Annotated in this window: 26 protein-coding genes; 5 read left to right on the top strand and 21 right to left on the bottom strand. The window is 67.1% G+C overall.

What is annotated here, in order from left to right:
• Nucleotides 1-93 precede the first annotated feature (93 nt).
• The gene (locus ACM1PE_RS22215) at nt 94-576 is read left to right on the top strand and encodes a MarR family winged helix-turn-helix transcriptional regulator (RefSeq protein WP_059378842.1); all 483 of its coding nucleotides are present in this window, start codon (nt 94-96) and stop codon (nt 574-576) included.
• Here ACM1PE_RS22215 and ACM1PE_RS22210 read toward each other — a convergent pair.
• The 5 genes from ACM1PE_RS22210 to ACM1PE_RS22190 all read right to left on the bottom strand — a co-directional run bounded on the left by ACM1PE_RS22210 (nt 563) and on the right by ACM1PE_RS22190 (nt 4,598).
• A complete protein-coding gene (locus ACM1PE_RS22210; protein WP_251879479.1) occupies nt 563-1,513 on the bottom strand; it encodes a DMT family transporter in 951 nt (316 codons plus the stop codon). The genes ACM1PE_RS22215 and ACM1PE_RS22210 overlap by 14 nt on opposite strands.
• Before the next feature lie 81 nt (nt 1,514-1,594).
• Nucleotides 1,595-2,401, bottom strand: a complete 807-nt coding sequence (locus ACM1PE_RS22205; RefSeq protein ID WP_280014657.1) for an AraC family transcriptional regulator — start codon at nt 2,399-2,401, stop codon at nt 1,595-1,597.
• An 82-nt stretch (nt 2,402-2,483) separates the two neighbouring features.
• Nucleotides 2,484-2,978 (bottom strand): hypothetical protein, encoded by a 495-nt coding sequence (locus ACM1PE_RS22200; protein ID WP_118932980.1) that lies wholly within the window; start codon nt 2,976-2,978, stop codon nt 2,484-2,486.
• Complete coding sequence (locus tag ACM1PE_RS22195; RefSeq protein WP_118932981.1) at nt 2,975-3,523, bottom strand: hypothetical protein; 549 nt, start codon at nt 3,521-3,523, stop codon at nt 2,975-2,977. The genes ACM1PE_RS22200 and ACM1PE_RS22195 overlap by 4 nt, the downstream gene beginning before the upstream one ends.
• Nucleotides 3,524-3,629: 106 nt before the next feature.
• Nucleotides 3,630-4,598 carry a LysR substrate-binding domain-containing protein gene (locus tag ACM1PE_RS22190; protein ID WP_419340948.1) on the bottom strand — a complete coding sequence of 323 codons (969 nt, stop codon included), beginning with the start codon at nt 4,596-4,598 and terminating at the stop codon, nt 3,630-3,632.
• A gap of 107 nt (nt 4,599-4,705) precedes the next feature.
• On the opposite strand from ACM1PE_RS22190, the gene ACM1PE_RS22185 reads away from it, so the two are divergent.
• Nucleotides 4,706-7,006 carry an NADP-dependent malic enzyme gene (locus tag ACM1PE_RS22185; RefSeq protein WP_419340947.1) on the top strand — a complete coding sequence of 767 codons (2,301 nt, stop codon included), beginning with the start codon at nt 4,706-4,708 and terminating at the stop codon, nt 7,004-7,006.
• Nucleotides 7,007-7,117: 111 nt separating this feature from the next.
• Here ACM1PE_RS22185 and ACM1PE_RS22180 read toward each other — a convergent pair whose 3' ends face one another.
• The 3 genes from ACM1PE_RS22180 to ACM1PE_RS22170 all read right to left on the bottom strand — a co-directional run bounded on the left by ACM1PE_RS22180 (nt 7,118) and on the right by ACM1PE_RS22170 (nt 8,518).
• Nucleotides 7,118-7,498 carry a hypothetical protein gene (locus ACM1PE_RS22180; protein ID WP_118934919.1) on the bottom strand — a complete coding sequence of 127 codons (381 nt, stop codon included), beginning with the start codon at nt 7,496-7,498 and terminating at the stop codon, nt 7,118-7,120.
• Between the two features lie 148 nt (nt 7,499-7,646).
• Entirely contained in the window at nt 7,647-8,003 is a 357-nt protein-coding gene (locus ACM1PE_RS22175; protein ID WP_042794901.1) for a DUF4148 domain-containing protein, read from the bottom strand.
• A 299-nt stretch (nt 8,004-8,302) separates the two neighbouring features.
• A complete protein-coding gene (locus ACM1PE_RS22170; RefSeq protein ID WP_059377677.1) occupies nt 8,303-8,518 on the bottom strand; it encodes a SlyX family protein in 216 nt (71 codons plus the stop codon).
• Nucleotides 8,519-8,596: 78 nt separating this feature from the next.
• On the opposite strand from ACM1PE_RS22170, the gene ACM1PE_RS22165 reads away from it, so the two are divergent.
• A complete protein-coding gene (locus tag ACM1PE_RS22165) occupies nt 8,597-10,681 on the top strand; it encodes a TonB-dependent receptor domain-containing protein (protein ID WP_419343853.1) in 2,085 nt (694 codons plus the stop codon).
• Nucleotides 10,682-10,690: 9 nt separating this feature from the next.
• Here the strand turns inward: ACM1PE_RS22165 and ACM1PE_RS22160 are convergent, their stop codons facing one another.
• Nucleotides 10,691-11,323, bottom strand: a complete 633-nt coding sequence (locus ACM1PE_RS22160; RefSeq protein WP_251879485.1) for a nitrogen fixation protein NifQ — start codon at nt 11,321-11,323, stop codon at nt 10,691-10,693.
• A gap of 170 nt (nt 11,324-11,493) precedes the next feature.
• Between ACM1PE_RS22160 and ACM1PE_RS22155 the strand changes: the two genes are divergently transcribed.
• The gene (locus ACM1PE_RS22155; protein ID WP_419340945.1) at nt 11,494-14,004 is read left to right on the top strand and encodes an ankyrin repeat domain-containing protein; all 2,511 of its coding nucleotides are present in this window, start codon (nt 11,494-11,496) and stop codon (nt 14,002-14,004) included.
• A gap of 85 nt (nt 14,005-14,089) precedes the next feature.
• Here the strand turns inward: ACM1PE_RS22155 and cyoD are convergent, their stop codons facing one another.
• The 10 genes from cyoD to ACM1PE_RS22105 form a co-directional block, all read right to left on the bottom strand.
• Nucleotides 14,090-14,440 carry a cytochrome o ubiquinol oxidase subunit IV gene (cyoD, locus tag ACM1PE_RS22150; RefSeq protein ID WP_054451659.1) on the bottom strand — a complete coding sequence of 117 codons (351 nt, stop codon included), beginning with the start codon at nt 14,438-14,440 and terminating at the stop codon, nt 14,090-14,092.
• Nucleotides 14,440-15,054: a cytochrome o ubiquinol oxidase subunit III gene (cyoC, locus tag ACM1PE_RS22145; protein ID WP_042794897.1), complete on the bottom strand. Its 615-nt coding sequence runs from the start codon at nt 15,052-15,054 to the stop codon at nt 14,440-14,442. The genes cyoD and cyoC overlap by 1 nt, the downstream gene beginning before the upstream one ends.
• A 3-nt stretch (nt 15,055-15,057) precedes the next feature.
• On the bottom strand, nt 15,058-17,034 hold the full coding sequence (gene cyoB, locus ACM1PE_RS22140) for a cytochrome o ubiquinol oxidase subunit I (RefSeq protein WP_054451658.1): 1,977 nt from the start codon (nt 17,032-17,034) through the stop codon (nt 15,058-15,060).
• 2 nt (nt 17,035-17,036) lie between these two features.
• The gene (gene cyoA, locus ACM1PE_RS22135; protein ID WP_054451657.1) at nt 17,037-17,945 is read right to left on the bottom strand and encodes a ubiquinol oxidase subunit II; all 909 of its coding nucleotides are present in this window, start codon (nt 17,943-17,945) and stop codon (nt 17,037-17,039) included.
• 258 nt (nt 17,946-18,203) lie between these two features.
• Entirely contained in the window at nt 18,204-18,755 is a 552-nt protein-coding gene (locus tag ACM1PE_RS22130; protein ID WP_042794894.1) for a response regulator transcription factor, read from the bottom strand.
• Nucleotides 18,756-18,760: 5 nt separating this feature from the next.
• Nucleotides 18,761-19,963 carry a HAMP domain-containing histidine kinase gene (locus tag ACM1PE_RS22125; protein ID WP_059377685.1) on the bottom strand — a complete coding sequence of 401 codons (1,203 nt, stop codon included), beginning with the start codon at nt 19,961-19,963 and terminating at the stop codon, nt 18,761-18,763.
• A 233-nt stretch (nt 19,964-20,196) separates the two neighbouring features.
• Nucleotides 20,197-20,556: a DUF4148 domain-containing protein gene (locus ACM1PE_RS22120; RefSeq protein WP_059377687.1), complete on the bottom strand. Its 360-nt coding sequence runs from the start codon at nt 20,554-20,556 to the stop codon at nt 20,197-20,199.
• Between the two features lie 246 nt (nt 20,557-20,802).
• The gene (locus ACM1PE_RS22115; RefSeq protein ID WP_419340941.1) at nt 20,803-21,297 is read right to left on the bottom strand and encodes a copper chaperone PCu(A)C; all 495 of its coding nucleotides are present in this window, start codon (nt 21,295-21,297) and stop codon (nt 20,803-20,805) included.
• A 28-nt stretch (nt 21,298-21,325) separates the two neighbouring features.
• The gene (locus ACM1PE_RS22110; protein WP_059377692.1) at nt 21,326-21,949 is read right to left on the bottom strand and encodes an SCO family protein; all 624 of its coding nucleotides are present in this window, start codon (nt 21,947-21,949) and stop codon (nt 21,326-21,328) included.
• Nucleotides 21,950-22,010: 61 nt separating this feature from the next.
• Nucleotides 22,011-22,382 carry a DUF2946 family protein gene (locus ACM1PE_RS22105; RefSeq protein WP_262422095.1) on the bottom strand — a complete coding sequence of 124 codons (372 nt, stop codon included), beginning with the start codon at nt 22,380-22,382 and terminating at the stop codon, nt 22,011-22,013.
• 264 nt (nt 22,383-22,646) lie between these two features.
• On the opposite strand from ACM1PE_RS22105, the gene ACM1PE_RS22100 reads away from it, so the two are divergent.
• Entirely contained in the window at nt 22,647-23,330 is a 684-nt protein-coding gene (locus ACM1PE_RS22100) for a M23 family metallopeptidase (RefSeq protein ID WP_059377697.1), read from the top strand.
• A gap of 6 nt (nt 23,331-23,336) precedes the next feature.
• Here ACM1PE_RS22100 and ACM1PE_RS22095 read toward each other — a convergent pair whose 3' ends face one another.
• Together ACM1PE_RS22095 and ACM1PE_RS22090 are read right to left on the bottom strand one after the other, a co-directional pair.
• Nucleotides 23,337-24,092 carry an amino acid ABC transporter ATP-binding protein gene (locus ACM1PE_RS22095; RefSeq protein WP_059377700.1) on the bottom strand — a complete coding sequence of 252 codons (756 nt, stop codon included), beginning with the start codon at nt 24,090-24,092 and terminating at the stop codon, nt 23,337-23,339.
• Nucleotides 24,089-24,769 carry an ABC transporter permease subunit gene (locus tag ACM1PE_RS22090; protein ID WP_054452260.1) on the bottom strand — a complete coding sequence of 227 codons (681 nt, stop codon included), beginning with the start codon at nt 24,767-24,769 and terminating at the stop codon, nt 24,089-24,091. The genes ACM1PE_RS22095 and ACM1PE_RS22090 overlap by 4 nt, the downstream gene beginning before the upstream one ends.
• Nucleotides 24,770-24,852: the final 83 nt, after the last annotated feature.

Genomic DNA, 24,852 nt, shown 5'->3' with positions numbered 1-24,852 from the left:
GCATATGCCAATAAAAGTCAAGATTGAGCTAGACTCGAGTCCATGCCGGCGGTAGCGTTGAGTCCTCGCCGTCCTCCTCTTCCTGCGCCTGTCATGTCCGACGAACAGCCCTCCGTTTCCGCCGCTTCCGTTGCACCCGATCCGTTAGTCTGCAACGGCGCCGCGCTGCGCAAGGCGACCCGGCGCGTGTCGCAGCTGTACGACACGGTGCTGGCTCCCTGCGGCCTGAAGGTGTCGCAGCATTCCATCCTGGTGCACATCGCGCGCGCGGGCACGCCGTCGATGACGGACCTGGCGCGCATCATGGTGCTGGACCGGTCGGCGCTGGCGCACAACCTCAAGCCGCTGGAGCGCGACGGCTACGTGCAGATGTCGCGCGACCCGCTGGACGGCCGCAGCCGCCGCGTGGCGCTGACGGATGCGGGACGCGCCAAGCTGGCGGAATCCAAGCGGCTGTGGAAGGATGCGCAGCGCCGCTTCGAGGCGGCCTATGGCGCCGAGCGCGCGGCCGCGTTGCGGCGTTCGCTGGCCGATATTTTTTCCGACGAGTTTGCGCTGGCCTTCAGCCGCGGCTAGGGCCGCTGGGTGCTTCGTCGCCAGCGGCTGCGGGCTCGGCGCGTAGCCGCCGGCCGCGCGAGCGCAGCCCGGACCCGCCCAACATCAGCACCGCGCCCAGCACGCAAGCCATGCCGGCCAACTGCGCGGGAGCCAGGGACTCGCCCAGCAGTCCGGCGGCAAGCGCTACCGCCGACACCGGCGCCAGCGCGGTGAACAAGGCGGCTTCGGCGCCGTTGACGCGGGCCGCGCCCGCATACCAGAGCAGGAAGCCGCCCACGGTGGGCACCAGCGCGTAGTAGGCCACCGCGGCCACCGCCGGCGCGGGCAAGTCCAGGTTCCAGGGCGCTTCCGCCACGCTCGCCACGGCCGAGAACGCCAGGCCGAAGCCCGTCATGAGCGTCGATAGCGCGAGCGGCGCCACCGGCTGGCGCAGCCGTTTGTTCAACAGGATGAATAGTCCTTCGCACAGCACCGCGCCCAGGATCAGCGCGTTGCCCGCCAGCGAGCGCGCGCCGCCTTGGCCGGCCGAATGGCGCATCATTAGCCAGACGCCAAAGGCCGCGGCGACGATGGCGGCCAGCGTGGCCTTGCCCGGGCGTTCGCCCAGCAGCAGGATGGCAATGGCGGCCGAGACCAGCGGCAAGGTGCCGAGGATGATGCCGCCGTCCACCGCCGACGCGCGCTGCAGCCCGGCGATCAGCAGCGCGGTGTAGCCGACGCTGCCGGCTATGGCCTGGACGGCCAGCAGCAGCCAGTCGCGCCGCTCCAGCCGCGGCAGGCGCGCGCCGGTCAACGCCATTAGCAGCGCGAAGCAGGGCAAGGCGATGGCGAAGCGCAAGGCCGTCGCGGTGAAGGGCGGCAAGCCCGTGCCGATGATCTTGCTGGCGGCTACCGTGCTGCCCACCAGCGCCATGGCGGCCGCCAGATAGCAATAGCCCCGCATTCGATTGTTCATGATCCGATCCGCGCTCTTTCAGAGAGAAGCGCACAGGCTAAGCGGCCGGGCGCGGCCGGGTCTTGAACGAAATTGCAGGGATCAGGCCGCGGCCCGCGCGTAGCGCCGCGGCGATACGCCGTAGGCGCGCACGAACAGCCGGGTCATGTGGCTCTGATCGGCAAAGCCGACCGCGGCGGCGGCATCGGCCAGCGCCGAGCCCTGCCGGATCAGGCTGCGCGCGAGCAGCAGGCGCCGCTGCACCTGGTAGGCGTGGGGCGTGAGGCCGGTGTCGCGGGCAAAGGCCCGCAGCACCTGGTAGCGGCTCAGGCCGCTGGCCGTGGCCAGGTCGGCCAGCGACAGCGAGGCCGCCGGGTCGTCGTCGATCAGCGCGCGGGCATGGCGGATGGCGTCGGGGGTGGCGCGCGCAGGCCGGGCCAGGCGCTCGGCATCGCGGTCGCGCGCCTGCGCCAGGATGCGCAGCAGCAGCGCATCGCAGGCCAGCGGCGCTGCGCCGGCGGTGGCCTGGGCATACAGTGCCAGCACGTCGCGCGCCAGCGCGGGGCGGTCCTGCGCGGGGTGCTCGAATTCGTAGCCGAGCCTGCTTGCGCCCAGTTCGGCCGCGGCCTGCGCCACCACCTCGGGATCCAGATACAGCATCTGCCAGGCGCGTTCGCCATCGCCGATGGGGGCGCCGTCATGCACTTCGCCCGGGTTCACCGTGATCACGTGCCCGGGGCCGGCCTCGACCTGGCCGCGGCCGCTGTGCGAGACCTGGGCGCCCTGGCGCATGACGCCGATGCCGAACTGCTCGTGCGTGTGGCGCGCGAACGCATGCCGGCTGTGCGCGGCCACGGCCTGCACGCCGGCGAGGGCGCTGCGCTGCATGACGAACTGGCCTGCGTTCATGGGGAGTCTGGGATAAGGGGCTTGCAGGCAGTATCACCCGCCCGCCCGGGCGCGATCAAGGGGCCGGCGCCCCGCGTTCAGGCTATTGCAGGCCGTTCCAGCGCGCTACCGCGGGTTCGGCCGCGGCCCACTTCCACTGGCCGCCCGGCTGCTGGCAGATCATGCTGGAGTAGGCGGGCGCGGGGGCGTCCTTTTGCTCCACCGTGAACAGCACTTCGCGGCAGTGGGTCAAGGGCGTGGCGATGTCGCGCACCACCTGGATGCCGCCGCGCTCGCTGCCCACCGGCAGCGCATGGCGGATTTCCCACTGGCGCACCTGGCCGATGGGCAGGGCGCCCGCCGCATTGGCCATGACGTTCTGCTGGTCGTTCTTCCACTCGCGCAGCACGTATTTCACAGTGGCATCCACCGCCGCCTGCACCGTGACGCCGATGGCGTAGCCCGCGACCGGATTGGCGGTGGCTGCGCCGCTGACGGTGCCGACCACGGCGCCCGCCGCGCCGCCGATGGAGGAACTCTGGCAACCGGCCAGGCCCAGGCAGGCGGCCAGCGCCAGCAGGCTTGCGGCGCGCCTCACTGCAGCGAGCCCCAGCGGGCCGTGGCGGGTTCGGCGCTGGCCCAGCGCCAGTGCTTGCCGTCGCGGCACACGGTGGTGACGTAGAACTCGCGTTGCGGATCGGCGCCGGCCTTGTCGGCCGGCGTGTCGATGGAGAAGACCACTTCCTTGCATTCCAGGTCCACGCCGCCGATCAGGCGGCTGACCGTGACCTGGCCTTGCGCGTCGCTTTCGATGGGCAGCTCGTGCTTGACCTGCCAGTTGGCCACTTTGCCGACCGCCAGCGGGCCGGCGGCCATGGCGATGGCGTCCTGTTCTTCGCCGCGGGTCTTGCGCTGGGCGTAGGCCAGCGCGGCCTTGGCGCCGGCCTGCACGCCCAGGCCGATGCCGGTGGCGACGGTGGCGTTGTCAGTGACCTTGTTGGCGATGGCGGTGCCGGCGATACCGGCCGCGGCGCCCGTGCCTTCGTTCAGCAGCGAATTGCAGCCGGACAATCCGGCAAGCGCGGCGAGGGTGAGGAGGGCGATTGCGCCGCGGCCCGGGTTGATAGGCGGAAGTGTGAACAAACTGCGTGCCCTCCTGCTTGTTGCTTGGCGCGGGAAGTATAGGAGGGCGCGCCGCCGCGGCGCGAGCGTATTTGCATTTGTTGGCAATTTTCCCGCTGGACGCGGATCAGGCGGGCGGCCGCGCACCTTTGGTATAGGCCTCGCGCAGCGCGGCGGCGAACAGCGCGTCGACGTTGCGGCGCAGACCGTCGGCGCGCGTGAACAGCGCGATCGGCGGCAGGGTCCAGTCGAAGGAATACGGCACGATGGCCGCGCCCGCGATGCGCACCAGCTCGTCGGCGATGTCGGCGGGCAGGATGGCGACGGCGCGGTCGCTGGCCACGATCATTTCGCCGATCAGCTTGGACGAGTCGCTTTGCACCGACGGCGTCGGGGGCGCCAGCCCGGCGCGCAGGAAGATCTCGGACACCTGTTCGCGGATCGGGCTGTCCGGCGTGCCCAGGATCCAGTCCAGGTCGGCCAGCCGGTTCCATTCCAGCCGCGAGCGGCCCAGGCGGGCGGCCAGCCGACGGCTGGCAATCAGGCGCGGCTGCTGGTGGTACAGCACCTCGAAGCCCAGGTTGTCCATGTCCACCGAAGGCGTGGCCCAGCCCACCACCAGGTCCAGCGTGTGGTCGCGCAGCTGCCGCAGCAGCGCCGGCCCCTGGCCTTCGTGGATGGTGGCGGTGATGCGGCGGCCCTGGGGCAGGGTGCGGCTGATGGCGGACGACAGCATCTGGCCGGACACGAAGGGGATGACGCCGATGTGCAGATGGGCGGCATGGCCGGCCGCCACGGCCTCCATTTCCTGGACCAGATGGCCCAGGTCGTGGACCAGGGCGCGGGCCCGCGCCAGCACCACCGCGCCCAGGGGCGTGGGCGTCATGCCGCGCGCCGAGCGTTCGAACAGGGGCACGTCGAACATGCTTTCCAGTTCGGCTAGGGCATTGGTCACGGCCGGCTGGCTGGTGGCCATGTGTTCGGCCACCCGGGTCAGCGAGCCGTGCTGCTCGATCTGCAGCAGCAGCACCAGGTGGCGCATCTTCAGCCGCGAGGTCAATTTCCGGATAACCAGGTCCGGATTAAAGGCTGTCATAGGCGATGCATAAGGTAAAGATTATGGGACGATATTAAAGTTGAATGATCTGCTTATGTATTGGAGCCTAGAATTTTTCCTATATCAAGACTAGGAGGCTCAGCCCCATGAATACGCAATCGGATCGCCAGGCAGCACTGGACTATCACGAGTTCCCCACCCCGGGGAAGATCTCCGTCGTGGCGTCCAAGCCGCTGGTCAACCAGCGTGACCTGGCCCTGGCGTACTCGCCCGGCGTGGCGGCGGCCTGTGAAGAAATCGTGGCCGATCCGGCCAATGTGTACCGGTACACCGGCCGCGGCAACCTGGTGGGCGTGATCACCAACGGCACCGCGGTGCTGGGCCTGGGCAACATCGGCGCGCTGGCCTCCAAGCCGGTGATGGAAGGCAAGGCGGTGCTGTTCAAGAAGTTCGCCGGCCTGGACGTGTACGACATCGAAATCAACGAGACCGACCCGGACAAGCTGGTCGAGATCATCGCCGGCCTGGAAGCCACCTTCGGCGGCATCAACCTCGAAGACATCAAGGCTCCGGAGTGCTTCACCGTCGAGCGCAAGCTGCGCGAGCGGATGAAGATCCCCGTTTTCCATGACGACCAGCACGGCACGGCCATCACCGTTTCGGCCGCCTTCATCAACGGCCTGAAGGTCGTGGGCAAGGACATCAAGCAGGTCAAGGTGGTGACTTCGGGCGCAGGCGCCGCCGCGCTGGCCTGCCTGGACCTGATGGTGGACCTGGGCCTGCCGCTGGAAAACGTCTGGGTCACCGACATCGAAGGCGTGGTCTACGAAGGCCGCACCGTGCTGATGGACCCGGACAAGGCGCGCTTCGCGCAGAAGACCGACGCCCGCAAGCTGGCCGAAGTGATCCAGGACGCCGACGTGTTCCTGGGCCTGTCGGCCGGCGGCGTGCTCAAGCCGGAAATGGTCGCGGCCATGGGTCCGCGCCCGCTGATCCTGGCGCTGGCCAACCCCACGCCCGAGATCCTGCCGGAAGTGGCGCAGTCGGTGCGCGACGACGTGGTCATGGCGACTGGCCGTTCGGACTATCCGAACCAGGTCAACAACGTGCTGTGCTTCCCCTACATCTTCCGCGGCGCGCTGGACGTGGGCGCCACCACCATCACCCGCGAAATGGAAAAGGCGGCGGTGTACGCCATTGCCGAGCTGGCCGAGGAAGAGCAGAACGAAGTGGTGGCCGCGGCCTATGGCACCTACGACATTTCGTTCGGTCCTGAATACCTGATTCCCAAGCCCTTCGATCCGCGCCTGATCGTGCGCATCGCCCCGGCGGTGGCCAAGGCCGCAATGGAAGGCGGCGTGGCGACGCGTCCGCTGGCGGACCTGGAAGCCTACGAAGAGCAGCTGCAGCAGTTCGTGTACCACTCGGGCGCCTTCATGAAGCCGCTGTTCTCGGCGGCCAAGCGCATCGTGCGCGAAGGCGGCAAGTCTCGTATCGTGTTCACGGAAGGCGAAGACGAGCGCGTGCTGCGCGCGGTGCAGGTGATCGTGGACGAAGGCCTGGCCCGTCCCATCCTGGTGGGCCGTCCCGCCGTCCTGCTGTCGCGCATCGAGAAGTTCGGCCTGCGCCTGCGTCTGGGCGAGGACGTCGAAGTTACCAACCCGGAATATGACGAACGCTTCCACCAGTACTGGACCACGTACTGGGAGCTGATGTGCCGCCGCGGCATCACCAAGGAAATGGCGCGCGTGGAAATGCGCCGCCGCCTGACCCTGATCGGCGCGATGATGGTGCACCTGGGCGACGCCGACGGCATGGTTTGCGGCACGGTGGGCGCGTACCACGACCACCTGCGCTTCGTAGACGAGGTCATCGGCCGCCGTCCTGGCCACAACGTGTACGCCGCCATGAACATCCTGCTGCTCAACGAGCGCACGGTGGTGCTGGTGGACACGCACGTCAACGATGAACCCTCGGCCGAGCAGATCGCAGAGTTCACGGTGATGGCGGCGCAGGAAATGGCGCGCATGAACCTGGCGCCCAAGGTCGCGCTGCTGTCGCGTTCGAACTTCGGTTCGGGCAGTTCGGCCTCGGGCGCGAAGATGCGCCGCGCGCTGGAACTGGTGCGTCAGGCCGCGCCGGAACTTGAGATCGACGGTGAAATGCACGGCGATTGCGCGCTGGACGAAGCGCTGCGCATGCGCATCCTGCCCTCGTCTTCGCTCAAGGGCGAGGCCAATCTGCTGGTGTGCCCGAACGTGGACTCGGGCAACATCGCCTACAACCTGTTGAAGACGGCCGCAGGCGGCAACGTGGCAGTGGGTCCGTTCCTGCTGGGCGCCAACGCCCCGGTGCACATCCTGACCTCCAGCTCCACCGTGCGCCGCATCATCAACATGACCGCGATGACGGTGCTGGACGCCAACCGCGTCGAAGCCTCGGCCTGATCCTGCTTGCGCGCCCTTGCGGCGCGCGGACCAGGCGAAAAAAACGCGCCGCCCCATCCCTGGATGGAGCGGCGCGTTTTTTATGCGCTCGGGCGCTGGAGTCCGGCGCGCTTAGTTGCTGCTGGCCTTCCAGGTGCCGTCCGGCTGCTTGCAGAACCAGAACTGCCACTTTTCGGTGGTGGCGCCGCGGGCGAAATCGCCAACCAGGAAGCGGCAGACGCGGTCGTCCTTGAGTTTGCTGGTCTGCGTGGGGGTCAGCTGCACCGTGATGGGCGGCGCCTTGCGCGGCTGGTGCGTGCTGCTCCACTGGGTGCGCTGGCCGTCGGCCGAGTTGTTCAGCGCCTGCACCACGGCGTCACGGTAGGAGGGCTGATCGGCCTTGGGGATCTGCGTGATGATGGCATTGTTCAGCATCACCGGAGGCGCGGCAAAGGCCGGCGCGGCGATGCCGCAAGCCACCAGCAAAGAGGCGAGAACGCGAGTGTGTTTCAAGATGGGCTCCCTGTTGAGTCGTAGTGTTATGCCTGATCTTGGGGCGATAGTACGCGAACGGATGGAACAATGCCTTGCGCAGGCGAAAAAAGGCCGCCAGAAGCTGGCGGCCAAGGTACAACAAGGGGAGGGGTAAATCCGCGTGCGCTCAGTTGGCGTGGTAGACGCCTTGGAAGGGCACGTTGTTCGGTTCCACATCGGCCATCTGGCCGGCAGCGCGGGCGGCGGCCAGTTCGGCGCGCACTTCAGCGCGGGTCTTGCCGGTGTGGGGCGTGCCGTAGACGCCTTGGAAGGGCACGTTGTTCGGTTCCACTTCAGCCATCTGGCCGGCAGCCTTGGCAGCGGCCAGTTCGGCCTGCACCTGGGCGCGGGTCGGGCCTTCATAAGGGGTGCCGTAGACGCCCTGGAACGGGACGTTGTTGGGTTCGATGTTGGGCGAGGCGGCGTAGGCGCCGGCGCTTAGCGCGGCCAGGGACATCATCAAAGCGGTAGCGAGGGTCTTCATGGTAAATCTCCGATTTCAAGAGCTTTGGGAGCGAATCGGCGGCCTATCCGTCTGGTTCGTTGCTGTTTCCCGATGGCTCAATAGTGCGCTGAATCGGACTAGGGATAAACCCGCATATCGGTAAAAGATATTCCCATCAGTGGAAAGATAGCTAATTTATTAGGATATATTTTCCACTGATGGAATCGGGGACGGATTTTCAGGCGTGAGCAAGCCTGGAATGCGGCGATTCCATGCGGTTTGGGGCGTTGATAGGGGGAAGGCAGCGCGGACGCGCCGCCCGTACCGCAGGCGCAGCGTCAGTAGTGCGGCGGTATTTCGTCGCGCAGGCTGCGGAAGGGGGCGCCGCCCTCGGGCGCCTGCTGGCGCAGGTCGGCCACTTCGCGCATCAGCCGGTCTATCTGCTGTTGCTGGCGCACGATGATCTGGTTGAGCTGTTCCAGCATATCGTCCGAGAAGCTGGCCTTGACCTCCAGCTCCAGCAGGCGGCGTTCGATGTCTTGCAAGTTATCCATGGCGGGTATTAGAACCGATTCCCGCCGCGGCCCCTACAGGAGACGTGTTTGGCGCAGCGGCAGTGGTGGCGTACGGGCGTGGGGCATTGGGCCGTGCATGGCCTGCTGGCGTCGTTGCCGGCCGGAATCGCCTGGGCGCAGGAAGCCGAACCGCTCCTGCCCGCGGTGGTGGTGACGGGCACGCGCCTGGGTACCGCGGTGCTGGATACCCCCGCTTCGGTCAACGTGGTGGAGGGTGCGGCCATGCGCCTGCAGCAGCCGGGCATCAACCTGTCCGAGGGTCTGGCCGGCGTACCCGGCCTGCAGATCCAGAACCGCCAGAACTACGCGCAGGACCTGCAGATCTCCAGCCGCGGCTTTGGTGCGCGCTCCACCTTCGGCGTGCGCGGCGTGCGCCTGTACGTGGACGGCATCCCGGCCACCATGCCGGACGGGCAAGGGCAGACCTCGAACATCGACATAGGCTCCATCGGCAGCGTCGAAGTGCTGCGGGGGCCATTTTCGGCGCTGTACGGCAATTCCTCGGGCGGCGTGATCCAGGTGTCGACCGAGGATGGCGTGGCGCCGCCGTCGCTCACGGCCAGCGGCTGGGGCGCCAGCTACGGCACCTGGCGCTACGGCGCCCGCGCCAACGGCGCCAGCGGCGGACTGGACTACGTGCTGGACCTGACCCGTTTCACCACCGACGGCTACCGCGACCACAGCGCCGCCCGCAAGAACCTGGGCAACGCCAAGCTGGGCCTGCAGCTGGACGACGCCAGCCGCCTGACCCTCGTGGCCAACAGCGTGGATCTCAAGGCCCAGGATCCGCTGGGCCTGACCTATCAACAGTTCCAGGACGATCCGCGCGCGGCGCCGCTGGCCGAGCAGTACGACAGCCGTAAGACGGTCAGGCAGACCCAGGGCGGGGCGATCTACGAGCGCCAGGTCGACAGCCGCAATACCTTGCGGGTGATGGTCTATTACGGCCAGCGCGACACCACGCAGTACCAAGCCATTCCTCCTGCTGCGCAGACGGCGCCCACCCAGGCCGGCGGCGTCATCGACCTGAAGCGGCAATACGGCGGGGCGGACCTGCGCTGGACCTCCGAGCTGACGATGGCGGGCCGGCCGCTGACCCTGATCGGCGGCTTTTCCTACGATTCCATGCGCGAAGACCGCAAGGGCTACCAGAACTACACCGGCGCAGGCGCCAGCCGCCAACTGGGCGTGCAGGGGGCGCTGCGGCGCGACGAGACCAATACCGTCTACAACGCCGATCCTTATCTGCAGGCTTCCTGGCAGGTGTCGCCGCGCTGGACGCTGGACGCGGGCTTGCGCTTCAGCACCGTCAGCTTCGATTCCAACGACCACTACCTCGCGCCGGGCAACGTCGACGACAGCGGCGACGCGCGCTATCGCAAGGCTTTGCCGGTGGCGGCCATCCGCTATGCGCCGGACACCGATCTGAGCTTCTACGCGTCATATGGCCGGGGCTTCGAGACGCCGACGCTCAACGAGATCTCGTATCGGCCCGGGGGCCAGCCCGGCTTGAATTTCGGGCTGGCCCCCGCGCTCAGCACCAACCTGGAAGCCGGCGTGAAGGCGAACCTGGCAGGCGGCCTGCTGACGGCCGCCGTGTTCCATACGGGCACCGAAGATGAGATCGTCTCCGCGGGCAGCTCGGGCGGACGGACCACGTACCAGAACGCCGGCCGCACGCGGCGCGACGGCGTGGAACTGGGCTGGTCCGGCGAATTCGCCCGCCACGGCCGCGCGCAGCTCGCCTATACCTGGCTGAATGCGCGTTATGCCGATGACGGACCCGGCGACATCCGCGCCGGCAACAAGATCCCCGGCATCGCGCGCCAGGCCGCCTTCGCCTCGCTGGCCTGGGCGCCGCCCGAAGGTTGGCAGGCCACGGTGGAAGGGCGTTTCCTCAGCAAGATCTACGTGAACGACGCCAACGACGGCGATGCGCCCGCCTATTTCGTGGCGGCCTTGAGCGCGGGCTATGTATTCAAGGCGGGGGCCTGGGAACTGAACGCTTATGGTCGCGTGGACAATCTGTTCGACCGCCGCTACGCCGGGTCCGTGATCGTCAACGAGACCAATGGGCGCTACTACGAACCGGCAGCCGGGCGCAGTCTGGGAGCGGGCCTGGGGGCAACGTACCGGTTCTGAAGCCGGGCCTCAGTCCGGCATGTCCGGATAGCAGAAGCCATAGTCCTCGCAGGCCGGACAGCCTGGCGCCGCGGCCGGCGGCAGGCCCGCCTGCTCACAGGCGGAATAGGCCAGGAACTGCTTCCAGCGCAGGTTGCGCACATTGCGCACCACCAGTCCTGGATAGTGGCGCGCCAGCAGGAAAGTCACGTCCTCGCGGCCCGACAGGCCCAGGTCCCGCCACAGATGGTCGGGCCGCAGACAGGCCTGGGTCAGCACGCTGCTGACCCAGGGCGTGGTGCCCGCGCCGGGGGCGGCCCAGGTGTCCAGCAGCGCGCGCAACAGACGCGTGAATTCGGTTTGAGCGGCATCCATGCCGCGGGCCGGGTAGATGGCGGCTTGCTCGCGCAAGTCCGCCAGCGCGGGATCATGGCCCGTCAGCGCGCCGGGGAAGAGGCGCGCGATCAGGCCTTCCAGTTCCCGGGACGACAGGCCGCAGCGTCCCAGGTCGCCGCAGGCCAGGCTCTTGCCGATGACCGTGGCGAAGAATCCCGCGTCGGGATGGCCGGGCGGCGCATGGCGCAGCAGCGCGCCAGCGAACCGCAAGGTGGGACCGGCGCTGTCGGCCGGGGCTGGTGCGGGGGCGATGGAAACGGCGTGCATGGTCGGGGTTGCGTCGTCCGCGGGATTATTAAACTGTTAATGAAGTCGTTATGTTGTTCAATATATAACGAAAGCTGTCCGCAGTCTTTGCGGTATCGCACGCTCGGCGCGGCGCGGCCGGGAAGGCGCGTATCATCGGCCTCTTTCCATCCGTCCCCAGAAGCTTCCGCATGCCGCGTCCGTTCCGTCCCGCAGTCTCCCGCCTGTTCGGCGCCGTCGCGTTGGCGCTGGCCGGCCTGGCCGCCGCGCCGCAGTGGGCGATGGCTTCCGATATCGGCGCCGTCATCGAGTCCGCCCGCCTGTCGCGCTATCCGCTGCGGGAACCCGAGAAGCGCGTGTGGGGTACCGAGAACGTCAAGGACGCGGTGCTGGTCGGAGAGTTGCAGAGCCGGCTGTACCTGTACCGCTATGTGCGGGAGCCGGGCGGGAAATTCAGGCCGGATTTTCGTTCCGGACCGTTGGTGATGTACTCGCCCACCGGAATCAAGACCGACAAGGAGAGCGTAAGGGTCAGGATGCCTCGCGACGGGGAAAGCCATTATTGGGTGGGCTATTCCTACGATGGCGATCTGTGGGTGACCGGCTTTCTGGTGGACGAGGAGGGCAGTGCCTACGAGGTGACCGCGGATAATTCCGCCGCGATCGTGAGCAGCGACCAGCCCTGGGATGATGCGCGCAAAGCCCGGATCCTGGCGGCGTTGCGGCCGCCGCTGGCCGACTACGCGGACTTGTTGAAGACGTTTCCCGAATCCATCAGCTTCGAGCATCGGCCGCGGCCGGACCTGAAGGCCGGGCTGCTGGACGTGCACCGGCATGTCCGCGGCATTCCGCGTGCGCAGGCCGCCGAGTTCCGGCGCGCGCTGGGAGAGCTGCGCAGCTTCTTCTGGCGCAACGATTATCGGGATGTCGATCCCGCCGGCAAGGATCCCGAGGTGTTGACGGCCTTCAACGACTACGGCTTCTGGCTGGCCGAATCGGGCGAGGCGCAGGAAGCCGACCTCTTTCTCGGCGAGGTGTTGCGGCGCGATCCGGCGCGCACGGCGGCGTACCTGAACCGCGCCGATGCACGCTGGCAGCAGGCAGGAAAGGCGGGCGACAAGCGCGGCCATTTCGAGGCCTTGGCGCGCGAGGATTACCGGCAGTATTGCTCGCGCCGGCTGGCCGCGCAGGAACCCATTCCCGGCAACATCGCCGGCCGCATCGGCGCGGCGCTCGGCGTGCCGGCCCTGGACGCGGCGGCCTGCCGGCCGCGCCTGGCCATCTTCCAGGCGATTCAGGCCGGCGATGTCGCCGCGGTGCAGGCTGAATTGGCGCGCGGGCAAGACCCCAACGGCGTCAACGAAAACGGCACGCCGGCGCTGGCCGCCGCGGTAGCGCGCAAGCAGCTGGAGATCGTGCGTATATTGCTTGCGGCAGGCGCCCGGGCTGACGGCTCCAACAACGGCTACCCGCTATTGGCCAGCGCGCTGCCGGACGGTCAGGACTCGCGGCCGGACGCCGAGCGCTATGCGTTGGCCGACACGCTGATCGCCGCAGGCGCGCCAGTGGATGCCGTGGACAGCGGCGGCACGCCGCTGCTGATGCGGCGCATTTCCTACTACAGCGGCGACAAGGACAATCTGCTCTATCTTCTGGACAAGGGGGCCAATCCGAACGCCCGCGAGAAGAACGGGCGCTCGCTGCTGCATGCCGCCATGCAGAGCACGAAGAACTTCTGGTACGCCGAAAAGCTGTTGGACAAGGGCGCGGACATCAACGCCGCCTACGTGCGCATGTACTACGGCAACCGAGCGATGTGGGAAACGCCGCTGCTGGAAGCCCTGCGTGAATCCCCCGGCGGCGAGCTGGCGCCTGGGGTGGCCTATCCGATTCCCGAGCGGGTGAGCTTCGCGCTGGCCCATGGCGCGGATCCGGCCGTGGGCGGCTACGGCGAGGGCAGGGCGCTGGAGCGCAACGGCCTGAACGAAGCGCTGAGCCTGGCGGCGCGCTATATGCAGCCGGCGCTGGTGGACCAGTTGGTCCAGGCCGCAGGCAAGCCGCAGGCGCCGCTGACGCCGGAATCGCTGTCCAGCCTGTTGAGCGTGTGGAACCAGGTCGAGGTCCGTGCGGCGATCAAACAGAACGGCCCGGATTGGGACGAACTGCGCGCCCGGCTGCGCGCCACGGCGGCGCGTTTGCTGGCGGCCGGCGTGCCGCTGACGCAGGCCTCCGACGCGACCGGCGTGCTGGCCAACCGGATCGCGCCGCTGAGCCTGCCGTGGCTGCCGGACGACTTGTACCTGCAATGGCTGCAGGCGGGCGCCGATGTGTCGGATCGCACCGATCAAGGCATCCGCATCCAGGGCGTGGCCGACCCCGACGCGCTGCCGCTGGTCATCATGCTGAGGCTGGGCCAGGAGGCCAAGGCAAAAATGCTGCTGGAACACGACGCCGGCCTGTACCGCACGCCCTGGCGCTGCGGCGCGGCGGTGGCCGACATGCTGGCCTGGCAAGCGAGCCAGGACGGCGGCCCGCTGGGGCCGGCAGGCGCGCGCGCGGTGAAGCAGGTGCTGGATGGCGCCGAGGCCGCGCCCGCCTGCGACCTGAACCAGCGCTCTCGGGTGCAGCCTTTCGTGGGGGTCAGCGCAAGCGAACTGGCGCGCCGCGCCAATGTGACGCTGAGCTTGCGGCCGGCCGGCTGAGGCCGACGCGATCGCAGGATCGCCGCGCAAAAAAAAACAGGCGCCCGCAGGCGCCTGTTTTTTTTGCTTCAACGGCGAGCCGTCATTACATGGCGTGGCCCATGTTGACGTTCATGTTGTACAGCACCCATGCCGAACCGCCGACGATGATGGCGATGATCATGACGGTGAAGACAAACGTGGCCAGGTTGTCGCGGGCCGACTTCGATGCGCCCATGTGCAGGAAGTACACCAGTTGCACCAGCAACTGGAGCACGCACAGCGCAACCACGCCGGCGATGGTGATGGCGTGGGACAGTCCGCCGTTCATCACCAGGCCGAAGGAGCCGAAGGTGAGAAGCAGCGAAAGCACGAAACCGATGATGTAGGACTTCAGGCTGCCGTGGTCGGCGGCGTGATCGTCGTGGCCGTGTGCGGCCGCAGCGGAGTGCGACATCAGATGGCTCCCATGAGATAGACGAAGGTGAAGACGCAGATCCAGACGATGTCCAGGAAGTGCCAGAACAGGCTCAGGCACGCCAGACGACGCTTGTTGATCGAGTCCAGGCCATGGCGGCGGATCATGTCCAGCAGGACGATGATCCAGATCAGGCCGAAGGTGACGTGCAGGCCGTGCGTGCCGATCAGCGTGAAGAACGCCGACAGGTACGCGCTGCGGCCCGGGCCGGCGCCGATCGAGATCAGGTGATGGAATTCATAGACTTCCATCGCGATGAAGCCCGCGCCGAACAGGAACGTCACCATCAACCAGCCCATGGCGCGGCTCTTGTTGTTGGCGTGCACGTTCAGGTTGGCCATGCCGAAGGTGAAGCTGGAGAACAGCAGCAACAGCGTTTCGACCAGCACGAACTTCAGATCGAACAGTTCCTTGCCCGTCGGGCCGCCCGCGGTGGCGTTGAACAACACCGCGAACGTGGCGAACAGCACCGAGAAGATCAGCAAGTCGCTCATCAGATAGACCCAGAAACCGAATACGGTCTTGGATCCATCATCATGATGCGCGTGATCGTCGTGACCCGCGTGGGGGTGAGTGGCTACGGCTTGAATCATGGCTCAGGCGGCCTTCTGCATTTTGTCAAAGTGAGCGTTTTCGATGCGTTCGACTTCCGCGGCCGGGACCCAGTAGTCGACGTCGCGGTCATAGGCGCGGACGATGAACGAACCGATCATGCCGACGAAACCGACGATGGACAGCCACCAGATGTGCCAGATCAGCGCAAAGCACATGACCAGGCCAAAGGCGCCGATGAATACGCCGGCGGCGGTGTTCTTCGGCATGTGGATGTCTTCGTACTTGGCCGGGCGCTTGTAGGCCTTGCCGTTCTGCTTGTCTTCCCAGAACTGGTCCAGCGAGTCAACGTGCGGCACGTGGGCGAAATTGTAGAAAGGAGCGGGCGAAGAAATGGCCCATTCCAGCGTACGGCCATCCCAGGGGTCGCCCGTGATGTCCTGGTTCTGCTTGCGCTGGCGGATCGAGACGAACACTTGCTGCAGCAGGAACCAGATGCCCAGCATGATCAGCGCGGCGCCAGCCAGGGCGACCAGGAGGTACGGCTGCCATTCGGGGTTGTCGTAGTGGTTCAGGCGGCGGGTCATGCCCTTGAAGCCCAGGATGTACAGGGGCATGAAGGCCAGGAAGAAGCCGACGAACCAGCAGTAGAACGAGTAGCGGCCCAGGCGCTCATTCAGCTTGAAGCCGAAGGCCTTGGGGAACCAGTAGGTCATGCCGGCGATGCAGCCGAACACCACGCCACCGATGATGGTGTTGTGGAAGTGGGCGATCAGGAACAGGCTGTTGTGCAGCACGAACGACACGCCGGGGATAGCCAGCATCACGCCGGTCATGCCGCCGATGACGAACACGATCATGAAGCCCAGCGTCCACAGCACCGGCGTCGTGATGCGCAGGCGGCCGCGGTAGATGGTGAACAGCCAGTTGAAGATCTTCGCGCCCGTCGGGATCGAGATGATCATTGTCGCTATGCCGAAGAAGGCATTGACGTTGGCTCCCGCGCCCATGGTGAAGAAGTGGTGCAGCCAGACCAGGAACGACAGCACGCCGATGGCGGCCGTGGCGTAGACCATGGACTTGTAGCCGAACAGGGTCTTGCGGGCGAAGGTGGCGACGATTTCCGAATACACGCCGAACGCCGGCAGCACCAGGATGTAGACCTCGGGGTGGCCCCAGATCCAGATCAGGTTCACGTACATCATGACGTTGCCGCCCATGTCGTTCGTGAAGAAGTGCGTGCCCAGGTAGCGGTCCATCGTCAGCAGCGCGAGCGTTGCAGCCAGCACGGGGAAGGCGGCGACGATCAGGACGTTGGTGACCAGCGAGGTCCAGGTGAAGATCGGCATCTTCATCAGGCTCATGCCCGGCGCGCGCATGCGCAGGATGGTCACGATGAAGTTGATGCCGCTAAGCGTGGTGCCCAGCCCGGATATCTGCAGCGCCCAGATGTAGTAGTCCACCCCCACGCTCGGGCTGTAGTCCAGTCCGGAGAGCGGCGGATAGGCGAGCCAGCCGGTCGCGGCGAATTCGCCCACGAACAGCGAGATCATCATCAGCGCGACGCCGGCGCCGAACAGCCAGAAGCTCAGCGAGTTCAGGAACGGGTAGGCCACGTCGCGGGCGCCGATCTGCAGCGGCACCACGAGGTTCATCAGCCCGGTGATGAAGGGCATCGCCATGAAGAAAATCATGATGACGCCGTGGGCGGTGAAGATCTGGTCGTAGTGGTGCGGCGGCAGGAAGCCGGCCGAGTCGGCGGACGCGACCGCCAGCTGGGTACGCATCATGATGGCGTCGGCGAAGCCGCGCAGCAGCATGATCAGGGCGACGATGATGTACATCACGCCAATGCGCTTGTGGTCGACGGTGGTCAGCCATTCCGTCCAGAGGTACTTCCACTTCTGGAAGTAGGTGATGGCGCCGAAGACCGCTAGGCCTCCCAGGCACACGGCGGCCAGCGTAACCATGACGATGGGTTCATGGTACGGAATGGCCTCGAGGGTGAGTTTCCCGAGCATTGTTAGTTAATTCCTGCGATCAGATTGTTCGACGTGGGGGTGCACGTGGCGGAGTCCACGCCGGCCATCTTGGTCATGGTGCTGCCAAGAATGAAATCAAACATGGCGGGGGGCGCCGAGGAGTACTTGACGACCGGGTTGTGCTCGCTGCGCTTGGTCAGCTCTGCATAGACCTCGGGGGTCAGTGCGGTCGGGGCGGCCTTGGCTTCCTTGACCCAGTTGTCGAACCCGTCCTGGGACATCGCGATGGCCTTGAAGCGCATGCCGGAGAAGCCGGCGCCGCTGTAGTTGGCCGAGATGCCAGCGTAGGTGCCGGCTTCGCGCGCGTTCAGGTGCAGCTTGGTCTCCATGCCAGCCATCGAGTAGATCTGGCTGCCCAGCTGGGGGATGAAGAACGAGTTCATGACGGTGGCCGAGGTGATCCGGAAATTGACCGGAACATCGACCGGGAAGGCGATCTCGTTGACCGTGGCGATGTCGTACTCGGGGTAGATGAACAGCCACTTCCAATCCAGCGAAACCACCTCGATGGTCACCGGCTTGTGTTCGGACACGAGCGGCTTGTAGGGATCCAGCGCATGCGTCGAGCGCCAGGTGATCACGGCCAGGATGGCCACGATGATACAAGGGACGGTCCAGACCACGATTTCGATCGCCGTGGAGTGGGCCCACTTGGGCTGGTAGTCAGCTTTGGTGTTGGATGCGCGGTATTTCCAGGCAAAAACCAGGATCATGACGATGACCGGAATCACGACGATGAGCATGAGCCCGGTCGTCGTGAACAGCAAAGTCCTTTCCTGAATGCCGATATCTCCCTTGGGGGAGAGGATTTCCATGTTGCAGCCGCCAAGCAGCATGACCGCGCCGACGCTGAGAATGCGCGTAAGGGTCGCAAGGAGGGGGTGTTTCACGTACAGCCTTGGATGGAAGGTGGAAAATGCTGCATAGCAGCAGACTGGAATGCTGCCAGGCAGCAACGTCCATCCTATCGGCTTGATATGGGTCAAGCATGCGACGAATGGTCGCATTGCCTGGGAGGATTCCGCCCCAAGGGGAACAGATTCAGGGTTTTCCTAGGGGAGCAGGGGCTTGCTGCCAGGTTCCCGGGTGCGACGATATGTCGCACCCGCACATGTGGGGTCTGCGACAATTTGTCGCATCCGCACAAATCAATCGATGAGCACTTCGCGTTCCGGCCCCGGTTTCTTGGCCAGTTTGCGCTGCAGGGAGCGCCGGTGCATGCCCAACAGGCGCGCCGCCGCCGAAACGTTGCCGCCGGTTTCGTGCAGGGCCTGGTGGATGTGCTCCCATTCTAGGCGGTGCAACGGTGTCATGGTGGTTTCGATCGTAACGTTTTCCGGCTTCACCAGGCCCAGGGTGCGCAGGATCATCGGCGCGGTGGCGGGCTTGGGCAGGTAGTCGTCGGCGCCGCGCTTGATGGCCTCGACGGCGGTGGCCACGCTGGCATAGCCGGTGACCAGCAGGATGCGCATGTCGGCGCGCAGGGCGCGCAGCGGGCGGATCAGGGTCAGGCCGGAGTCTTCGCCCAGGCGCAGGTCGACCAGGGCGAAGGCGGGGCGGATTTCCTCGGCCACGCGCAGCGCCTCGGCGATGCCGGTGGCGGTTCGGGTTTCCAGGCCGCGGCGCGACAGGCTGCGCTGCAGGGTGCGCACATACAGTTCGTCGTCGTCGATCAGCAAGCCAAGATCGGTTGGGTTCATTGCACTCAAGTCCCGGTACTCCCCAGCGGGAGGTAAAAGCGGATACGCGTGCCGCCGTCTTCGGCGGCGGTCATGGTCATTTCGCCGCCCATCTGTTCCACCGTGGCGTGCGACAGCGCCAGGCCCACGCCCAGCCCTCCCGGCTTGCCGCTGTTGAACAGGCTGGTCGCCGGCAGCAGGGTCTGGTCGGGATCGAAGCCCCGTCCGTAGTCCCTGACTTCGCCGCGCAAGGCGCCATAACCGTACTCCAGATGCAGGTCCACGCGGGGCGCGTCGGCGGCTTCGCCGGCGTCCGCCGCGTTGTTCAGCAGGGCCTGCAGCAGGTGGGCGATGGCCGGATCGACCCGCAGGCTGCCGGGCAGGGTGCCCGAGCGCTGCAGATCGATGGTCGGCCGGATCAGGCGCCATTGCCCCACCACGCGGACCAGGTCCACCGCGGTTGGGACCGCCAGATTGCGGATACGTTCCCGGCACAGGGCCAGCAGCTGGCTGAGCGTGGAGACGTCGGCGCGCAGGTCTTCGTCCTTGACCTCGGCGGCGATCTCGTCGGCCAGCAGGGTCATGGTTGCCAGCGGGGTGTTCAATTCATGCGCCATCGCCGCCGCGTGGGTGGCCAGGGCGACGATGCCTTCGTTGCGGGTGAAGCGTTCGCGCAGCCGCGCCAGTTCGCGCTCGCGGTCGCGCAGGTCCGAGGCCAGGCGGGTCGAAAACACCAGCACCACCACCACCGAAATCAGGAAGTTGGCGCCCATGCCCCAGAGCAGCAGGGTGTGGGTGTCGACGTCGCCGCGCAGGGGCTGGCCGAAGATCGCGGCCGCCGCGTAGCCCGAGATGCCCGCCACGGCCGCGGCCAGCGCCCAGTTGCGCGGCAGCGCCAGGGCCGCCAGCGCGGTCAGGATCAGGAACATCATGCCGAAGGGATTGCTGATGCCGCCGCTCCAGCCCACCATCCAGGCCAGCACCGCCATGTCCACGAACAGGTGGCCGAAGGCGGTGGCGTGGGACAGGTCGCGGCGGTGGCGCAGGCGCAGGCTGGCGTAGGCGTTGAAGCCGATCAGCGCGCCGACGCCGATCCACAGCGGCTCCAGCGGCAGGGCCAGGCCCAGGACGCTGCTGGCCAGCAGAATGGTGGCGGCTTGGCCCGCGATGGCGAGCCAGCGCAGGCTGCAGAGGGTACGCAGGAATGAAAAGGCGGAACTACCGGGCATATCCAGACACAGAGGTGCCGGCAGGCTGCCGGCGGGCACGCGCCCGGCTGCGCGGAACGCTGGCATCCGGCGCGCGGCGGCTGGGCCGGCTGCCGCCGCGCCTTCAGGCAGGCCGGCGGTGGATGTGCTGGCATTGTATGGCGAATCAGGCGCCGCCGCCGGTCAGCGGGCAATCAATGTGTCCCTGATATGCCTGCGTGACGCCCGGACCTGCCACCGTTCCGGCCTCTGTCTCAATGGATATCAGAGGTGCCGCTATGGGCCATCGCGGGCGGCGGGTAGTCTTCCTCGTCGGACGCCATCTGGCCCTGGATCTGCGCCTGCTGCAATTCCTGCTCAACCTGGGCGCGGGTTTCAGACTGGTGCGACATGACCGGGGGAGGATAGTCTTCGTCGCCGAAGGTGTACTGGCCGTTGGCCTTGGCCTGGGCCAGTTCGGCGCTGACCTGGTCCGCCGTCTTGGCGGCGGGGGCGGCGTAGGTGACGCGCCAGTCGCCGTAGAGGTCGTGGGTGTACTGCGTGGTCTGGGCCTGCACGGCCCCGGCGGCTGCCAAGCCGGCGCATAGCAATAAGGTCTTGCTGAGGGTCTTCATGAAACGCTCCTGGCAATCAAAGCTTGCGGCCATCGTGCCGGCCGCGCCGACGTCCGCGATGCTGCCTGCGGGCGATTCCTGGATGCGGGAAAGCCTGGCCGGGCGCGCCGCGATGGCGCGCGCCGGACCTTTTCCAATTCGACCCGGCGCGCGGCGCGGCGTTGCACGCAGGACGGCCTTGTTGCAATGAAGCTGTTTCAGGCGTGCAGCATAGCTGTCAAGCCACTTTCAGGGGACGCTGCGGGCTCAGTGGCCGTGGCCGGCGGCCGGGGCGGCTGCCGCGTTCAGCGGACGCGCCACCGCGTCCACCGGCACGCGGCGCTGGCGTTTGTCGGAATCCTCGACGATGAGCGTCAGGGCAACGTGCTCGCCGGGCGAGATCTGGCCGGCCAGATCGATCAGCATCACGTGATAACCGCCGGGCTTGAGCTCCACGGTCTGGTTCGCGGGCAGCGCGATGCCCGGCACCTGGCGCATCTTCATGACGTTGTCCTGCATCGCCATTTCATGGATTTCGACGTGCTTGGCGGCCTGCGATTCCACGCCGACCAGGCGGCCGCCGGAGGCGGAGGTCAGGCGCATGAAGACGCCGGTGGCGTGCTGGCTGGGCACGGTGGAGCGCACCCAGGCGTCGTCCACCTTCAGGGCGGCATCCTGGGCCAACGCGGAAGGGCTGGCGCCGGCCAGGGCGCAGAAGGCGAAGGTGGCGGCCGCCAGGGATTTGATCGTGGTTTTTTTCATGAGGGTTGCCTCTATATATAGATTCTGGTCAGAGCACGGTGCGCAGGTCGTCCACGCACTCCTGCGCGCTTTGCTGATGGCGCAGGGCGATGCGCAGCTTGCCGCTGGCGTCGATGACGTAGGTCAGCGCGGTATGGTCCATGGTGTAGGACGAGCCGGTCGCGACCTTCTGGTAGAAGACCTTGAACGATTGCGCGGCGGCGCGCGTCTGCTCGGCATTGCCGCGCAGGCCGACGAAGTCGGGATCGAAGGCCTGGGTATAGGCGCGCAGGATTTCCGGCGTGTCGCGTTCGGGATCGACGGTGATGAAGAGGACGCGCAGCTTCTTGGCGTCCGCGCCCAGCAGGCTCTTGATCTCGACGGCGCGGGTCAGCGCCGTGGGGCAGATGTCCGGGCATTGCGTGAAGCCGAAGAACAGCATGATCGGCTGGCCGGCGTAGTCGGCCAGCTTGCGCTCGCGGCCCTCGGTGTCCTGCAGCTGGAAGTCGCCGGACGGCATGCCGGACAAATCCATGCCGTGCAGCTTGGGCGCATCGGGGCCGCAGCCTGCCAAGGCCAGCAGGGCGAAAGAGGACAGCAGCAGGCGGCGCCGCGGATCGGGCGCATGGGAGCGCGCCGCGCCGGATGGCGCGCGCAGAAAGGGGGAATGCATGAAAACCTCGTCGGTTGACGGTTCGTCCAGGGGCGCGGCGGGGCCGCGCGTGCAGGCGGAGTCAGGCGAGGCGTGGAGGAGCGCGGGAACCCAGCGGCGGTCCCGCGGCGGTGGACGCGGGCGGGGCGGCGCTGGCAGGCGCGGGCAGTGCGTGCCGGCCGGCGGCCAGCAGCAGGGGGGTGAGCGCGGGGGCCGGAGCGGGCGCGACGTGCGCCAGCAGGCCGAAGGGGCAGAGCGCGCCGGCATCGGCGGCATCGTGGCCGGCCTTGTTCTTGTCGCCGGGCGACAACGCCAGCGTCAGCGCGGAGACGTCGCCCGCGGCCGAGCAGAACGTGACTTCAAGCCGGCCGTCGTGCAGCGCCCGGGCGTCGGGCATGTAGCCCGCCGGCACCAGCGCGCGCAGCGCCAGGGCCAGAAGCGCCAGCCACAGCACGCCCCGCGCGCGTGCGGCGCTGCCGAGGTGCTGGAGGCGGATCAGGCGGGTCATGGCGGCATTCTATCCCGCGCGACCGGCGCAAGCATCTGACGCCGGCGCCCATGGCCCGCCAAAATCTTGGTACCCTTGAACGCACTCAAATATCTCCCGACATCCCACTCAGTGCCTCAGGTTTCAGTGCTTTCCTCGTCCGCCCAGACCCTGCCTCTTTCCACGTTGCCCGCTGCCGTACGCCGGGGCAGGCCGTCCTTCCGCTTGTGGATGTGCGTGCTGGCCGTGGCGCTGCTGGCCCTGCTGTCCGCTTGCGGCACCACCAAGGTCCAGCCCGGCTACTACCGTGTGCAGTCGGGCGACACGCTGACCCAGATCGCGCGCAAGCAGGGCACCAGCGTGAGCAATCTGGTGCGCTGGAACAATCTGTCGAATTCCAATGCCATCGAAGTCGGGCAATTGTTGCGGGTGGCGCCGCCGGCAGGGCAGGCCAGCACGTCCACCGCGCCCAGCAAGGCGCGCGGCAAGCCTGCCCCTTCGCCCAAGTCGTCGACCTCGACCGCCAAGCGCCGCACCGCCCCGCCGGGGGCGATCTCGCTGGTCTGGCCCGCCCAGGGCAAGGTCACGCGCGGCTATGACGGTTCGGGTTCCAACGGCATCGTCATCAGCAATTCCTCCGGCACGCCGGTGGTGGCGGCGGCGCAAGGCACCGTGGCCTATTCCGGCAGCGGCCTGCGCGGCTATGGCCACCTGGTCATCGTCAAGCACAACGCCAGCTTCCTGAGCATCTACGCCCACAACAGCAAGCTGCTGGTCAAGGAAGGGCAGCGCGTCAGCCAGGGGCAGAAGATCGCTGAAATGGGCAATAGCGACAGCAAGCAGGTCGGGCTGTATTTCGAGCTGCGCTACGACGGCCAGGCGGTCGATCCGGCGGGATCCCTGCCGCCGAAGTAGGCTGATCTACAGCGCCGCTTCCTGCGTCAGCGTCGATATGAACGCCGCCGTGCGCGGGTCCGCCGGCTGGCTGAACAGCGTGCGCGAGTCGCCGGATTCGACCACCGTGCCATCCAGCAGGAACACCACTTCGCGCGATACGCTGGCCGCCAGGCGCAGGTCGTGGGTGGCCATCAGCATGGTCATGCCTTCGGCGGCGAGCTGGCGCAGCACGTCCACCACTTCGGCGGCCAGGCCCGGATCCAGCGCCGAGGTCGGCTCGTCGCACAGCAGCACGCGCGGCGCGGGCGCCAGCGCGCGGGCGATGGCCACGCGCTGCTGCTGTCCGCCCGACAGGTTGGCGGGCCAGGCGTCGCGCTTTTCCAGCATGCCGACCTTGCGCAGCAATTCCTCGGCGCGGGCGCGCGCGCGGTCCAGCGGCCACTTCTGCACGGTCAGCAGGCCTTCCATGACATTGCCGATCACGGTCTGGTGCGGGAACAGCTGGAAGTTCTGGAACACCATGCCGGTCTGCTTGCGCACGCGCTGGACCTGGTCGCGCGAGAGCTTGCGGCCGGGTTCGAAATGCACCGTTTCCGGGCCGATCTCCAGCGTGCCTCGGTCCGGCACTTCCAGCAGGTTCACGCAGCGCAGCAAGGTGCTCTTGCCGCTGCCGGACGGGCCGATCAGGGCGGTGACGCTGCCTTCGGCGATGCTCACGTCCACCTGCTTGAGCACGGGATTGCCGCCGAACGCCTTTTCTATCTTTTCCAGGCGAATCATCGGTTTTTCTCGGTAAAGACCGCGTGCTGGCCGAAGCGCCGTTCCAGGCGCACCTGCGCGGCGGACAGGACGGAACTGAACACCAGGTAGATCAGCGCCGCCTCGGTGTACAGGATCAGCGGTTCATAGGTGACGGCGGCAATGCGCTGCGCCGCCTGGAAGATCTCGGGCACGGTCAGCACCGCCGCCAGCGAGGTGTCCTTGACCAGCGCGATGAAGGAATTGGACAGGGGCGGCACGGCCACCCGCGCCGCCTGCGGCAGGATGGTCCGGCGCAGCGCCTGCGCCCGCGTCATGCTCAGCGAGTACGCCGCTTCCCATTGGCCCTTGGTGATGGACTCGATGGCGCCGCGGATCACTTCCGAGTTGTACGCGCCCACGTTGAGGGTGAAGCCGATCAGCGCGGCCGGCAGCGGATCCAGCACGATGCCGACGCTGGGCAGGCCGTAGAAGATCACGAACAGCTGCACCAGCAGCGGCGTGCCGCGGATCAGCCAGACGTAGAAGCGCACCACGGCCACCAGCGGCGCCGGGCCGAACAGCCGGATCAGCGCCACCACGAAGGCCAGCGCCAGGCCCAGCGCGAACGACATCAGCGTCAGCGGAACCGTGAACATCAGCCCCGCGTGCAGCAGGGGCCAGAACGAGTCCAGCATCAGCTGCACCCAGGCCGGCACCGCCCAGTTGCCGAGTTGCGCCAGCAGCCAGTCGGGCAGGACGGATTGCAGCCAGGGGGGTAGCGTCATATGCGCTCCGCTCG

This window comes from Achromobacter sp. PD1 (assembly GCF_048541815.1).
GTDB lineage: Bacteria > Pseudomonadota > Gammaproteobacteria > Burkholderiales > Burkholderiaceae_B > Achromobacter > Achromobacter bronchisepticus_A.
The sequence above is the reverse complement of the archived record's forward strand: the minus strand, read 5'-3'. Positions and strand labels throughout refer to the sequence as shown.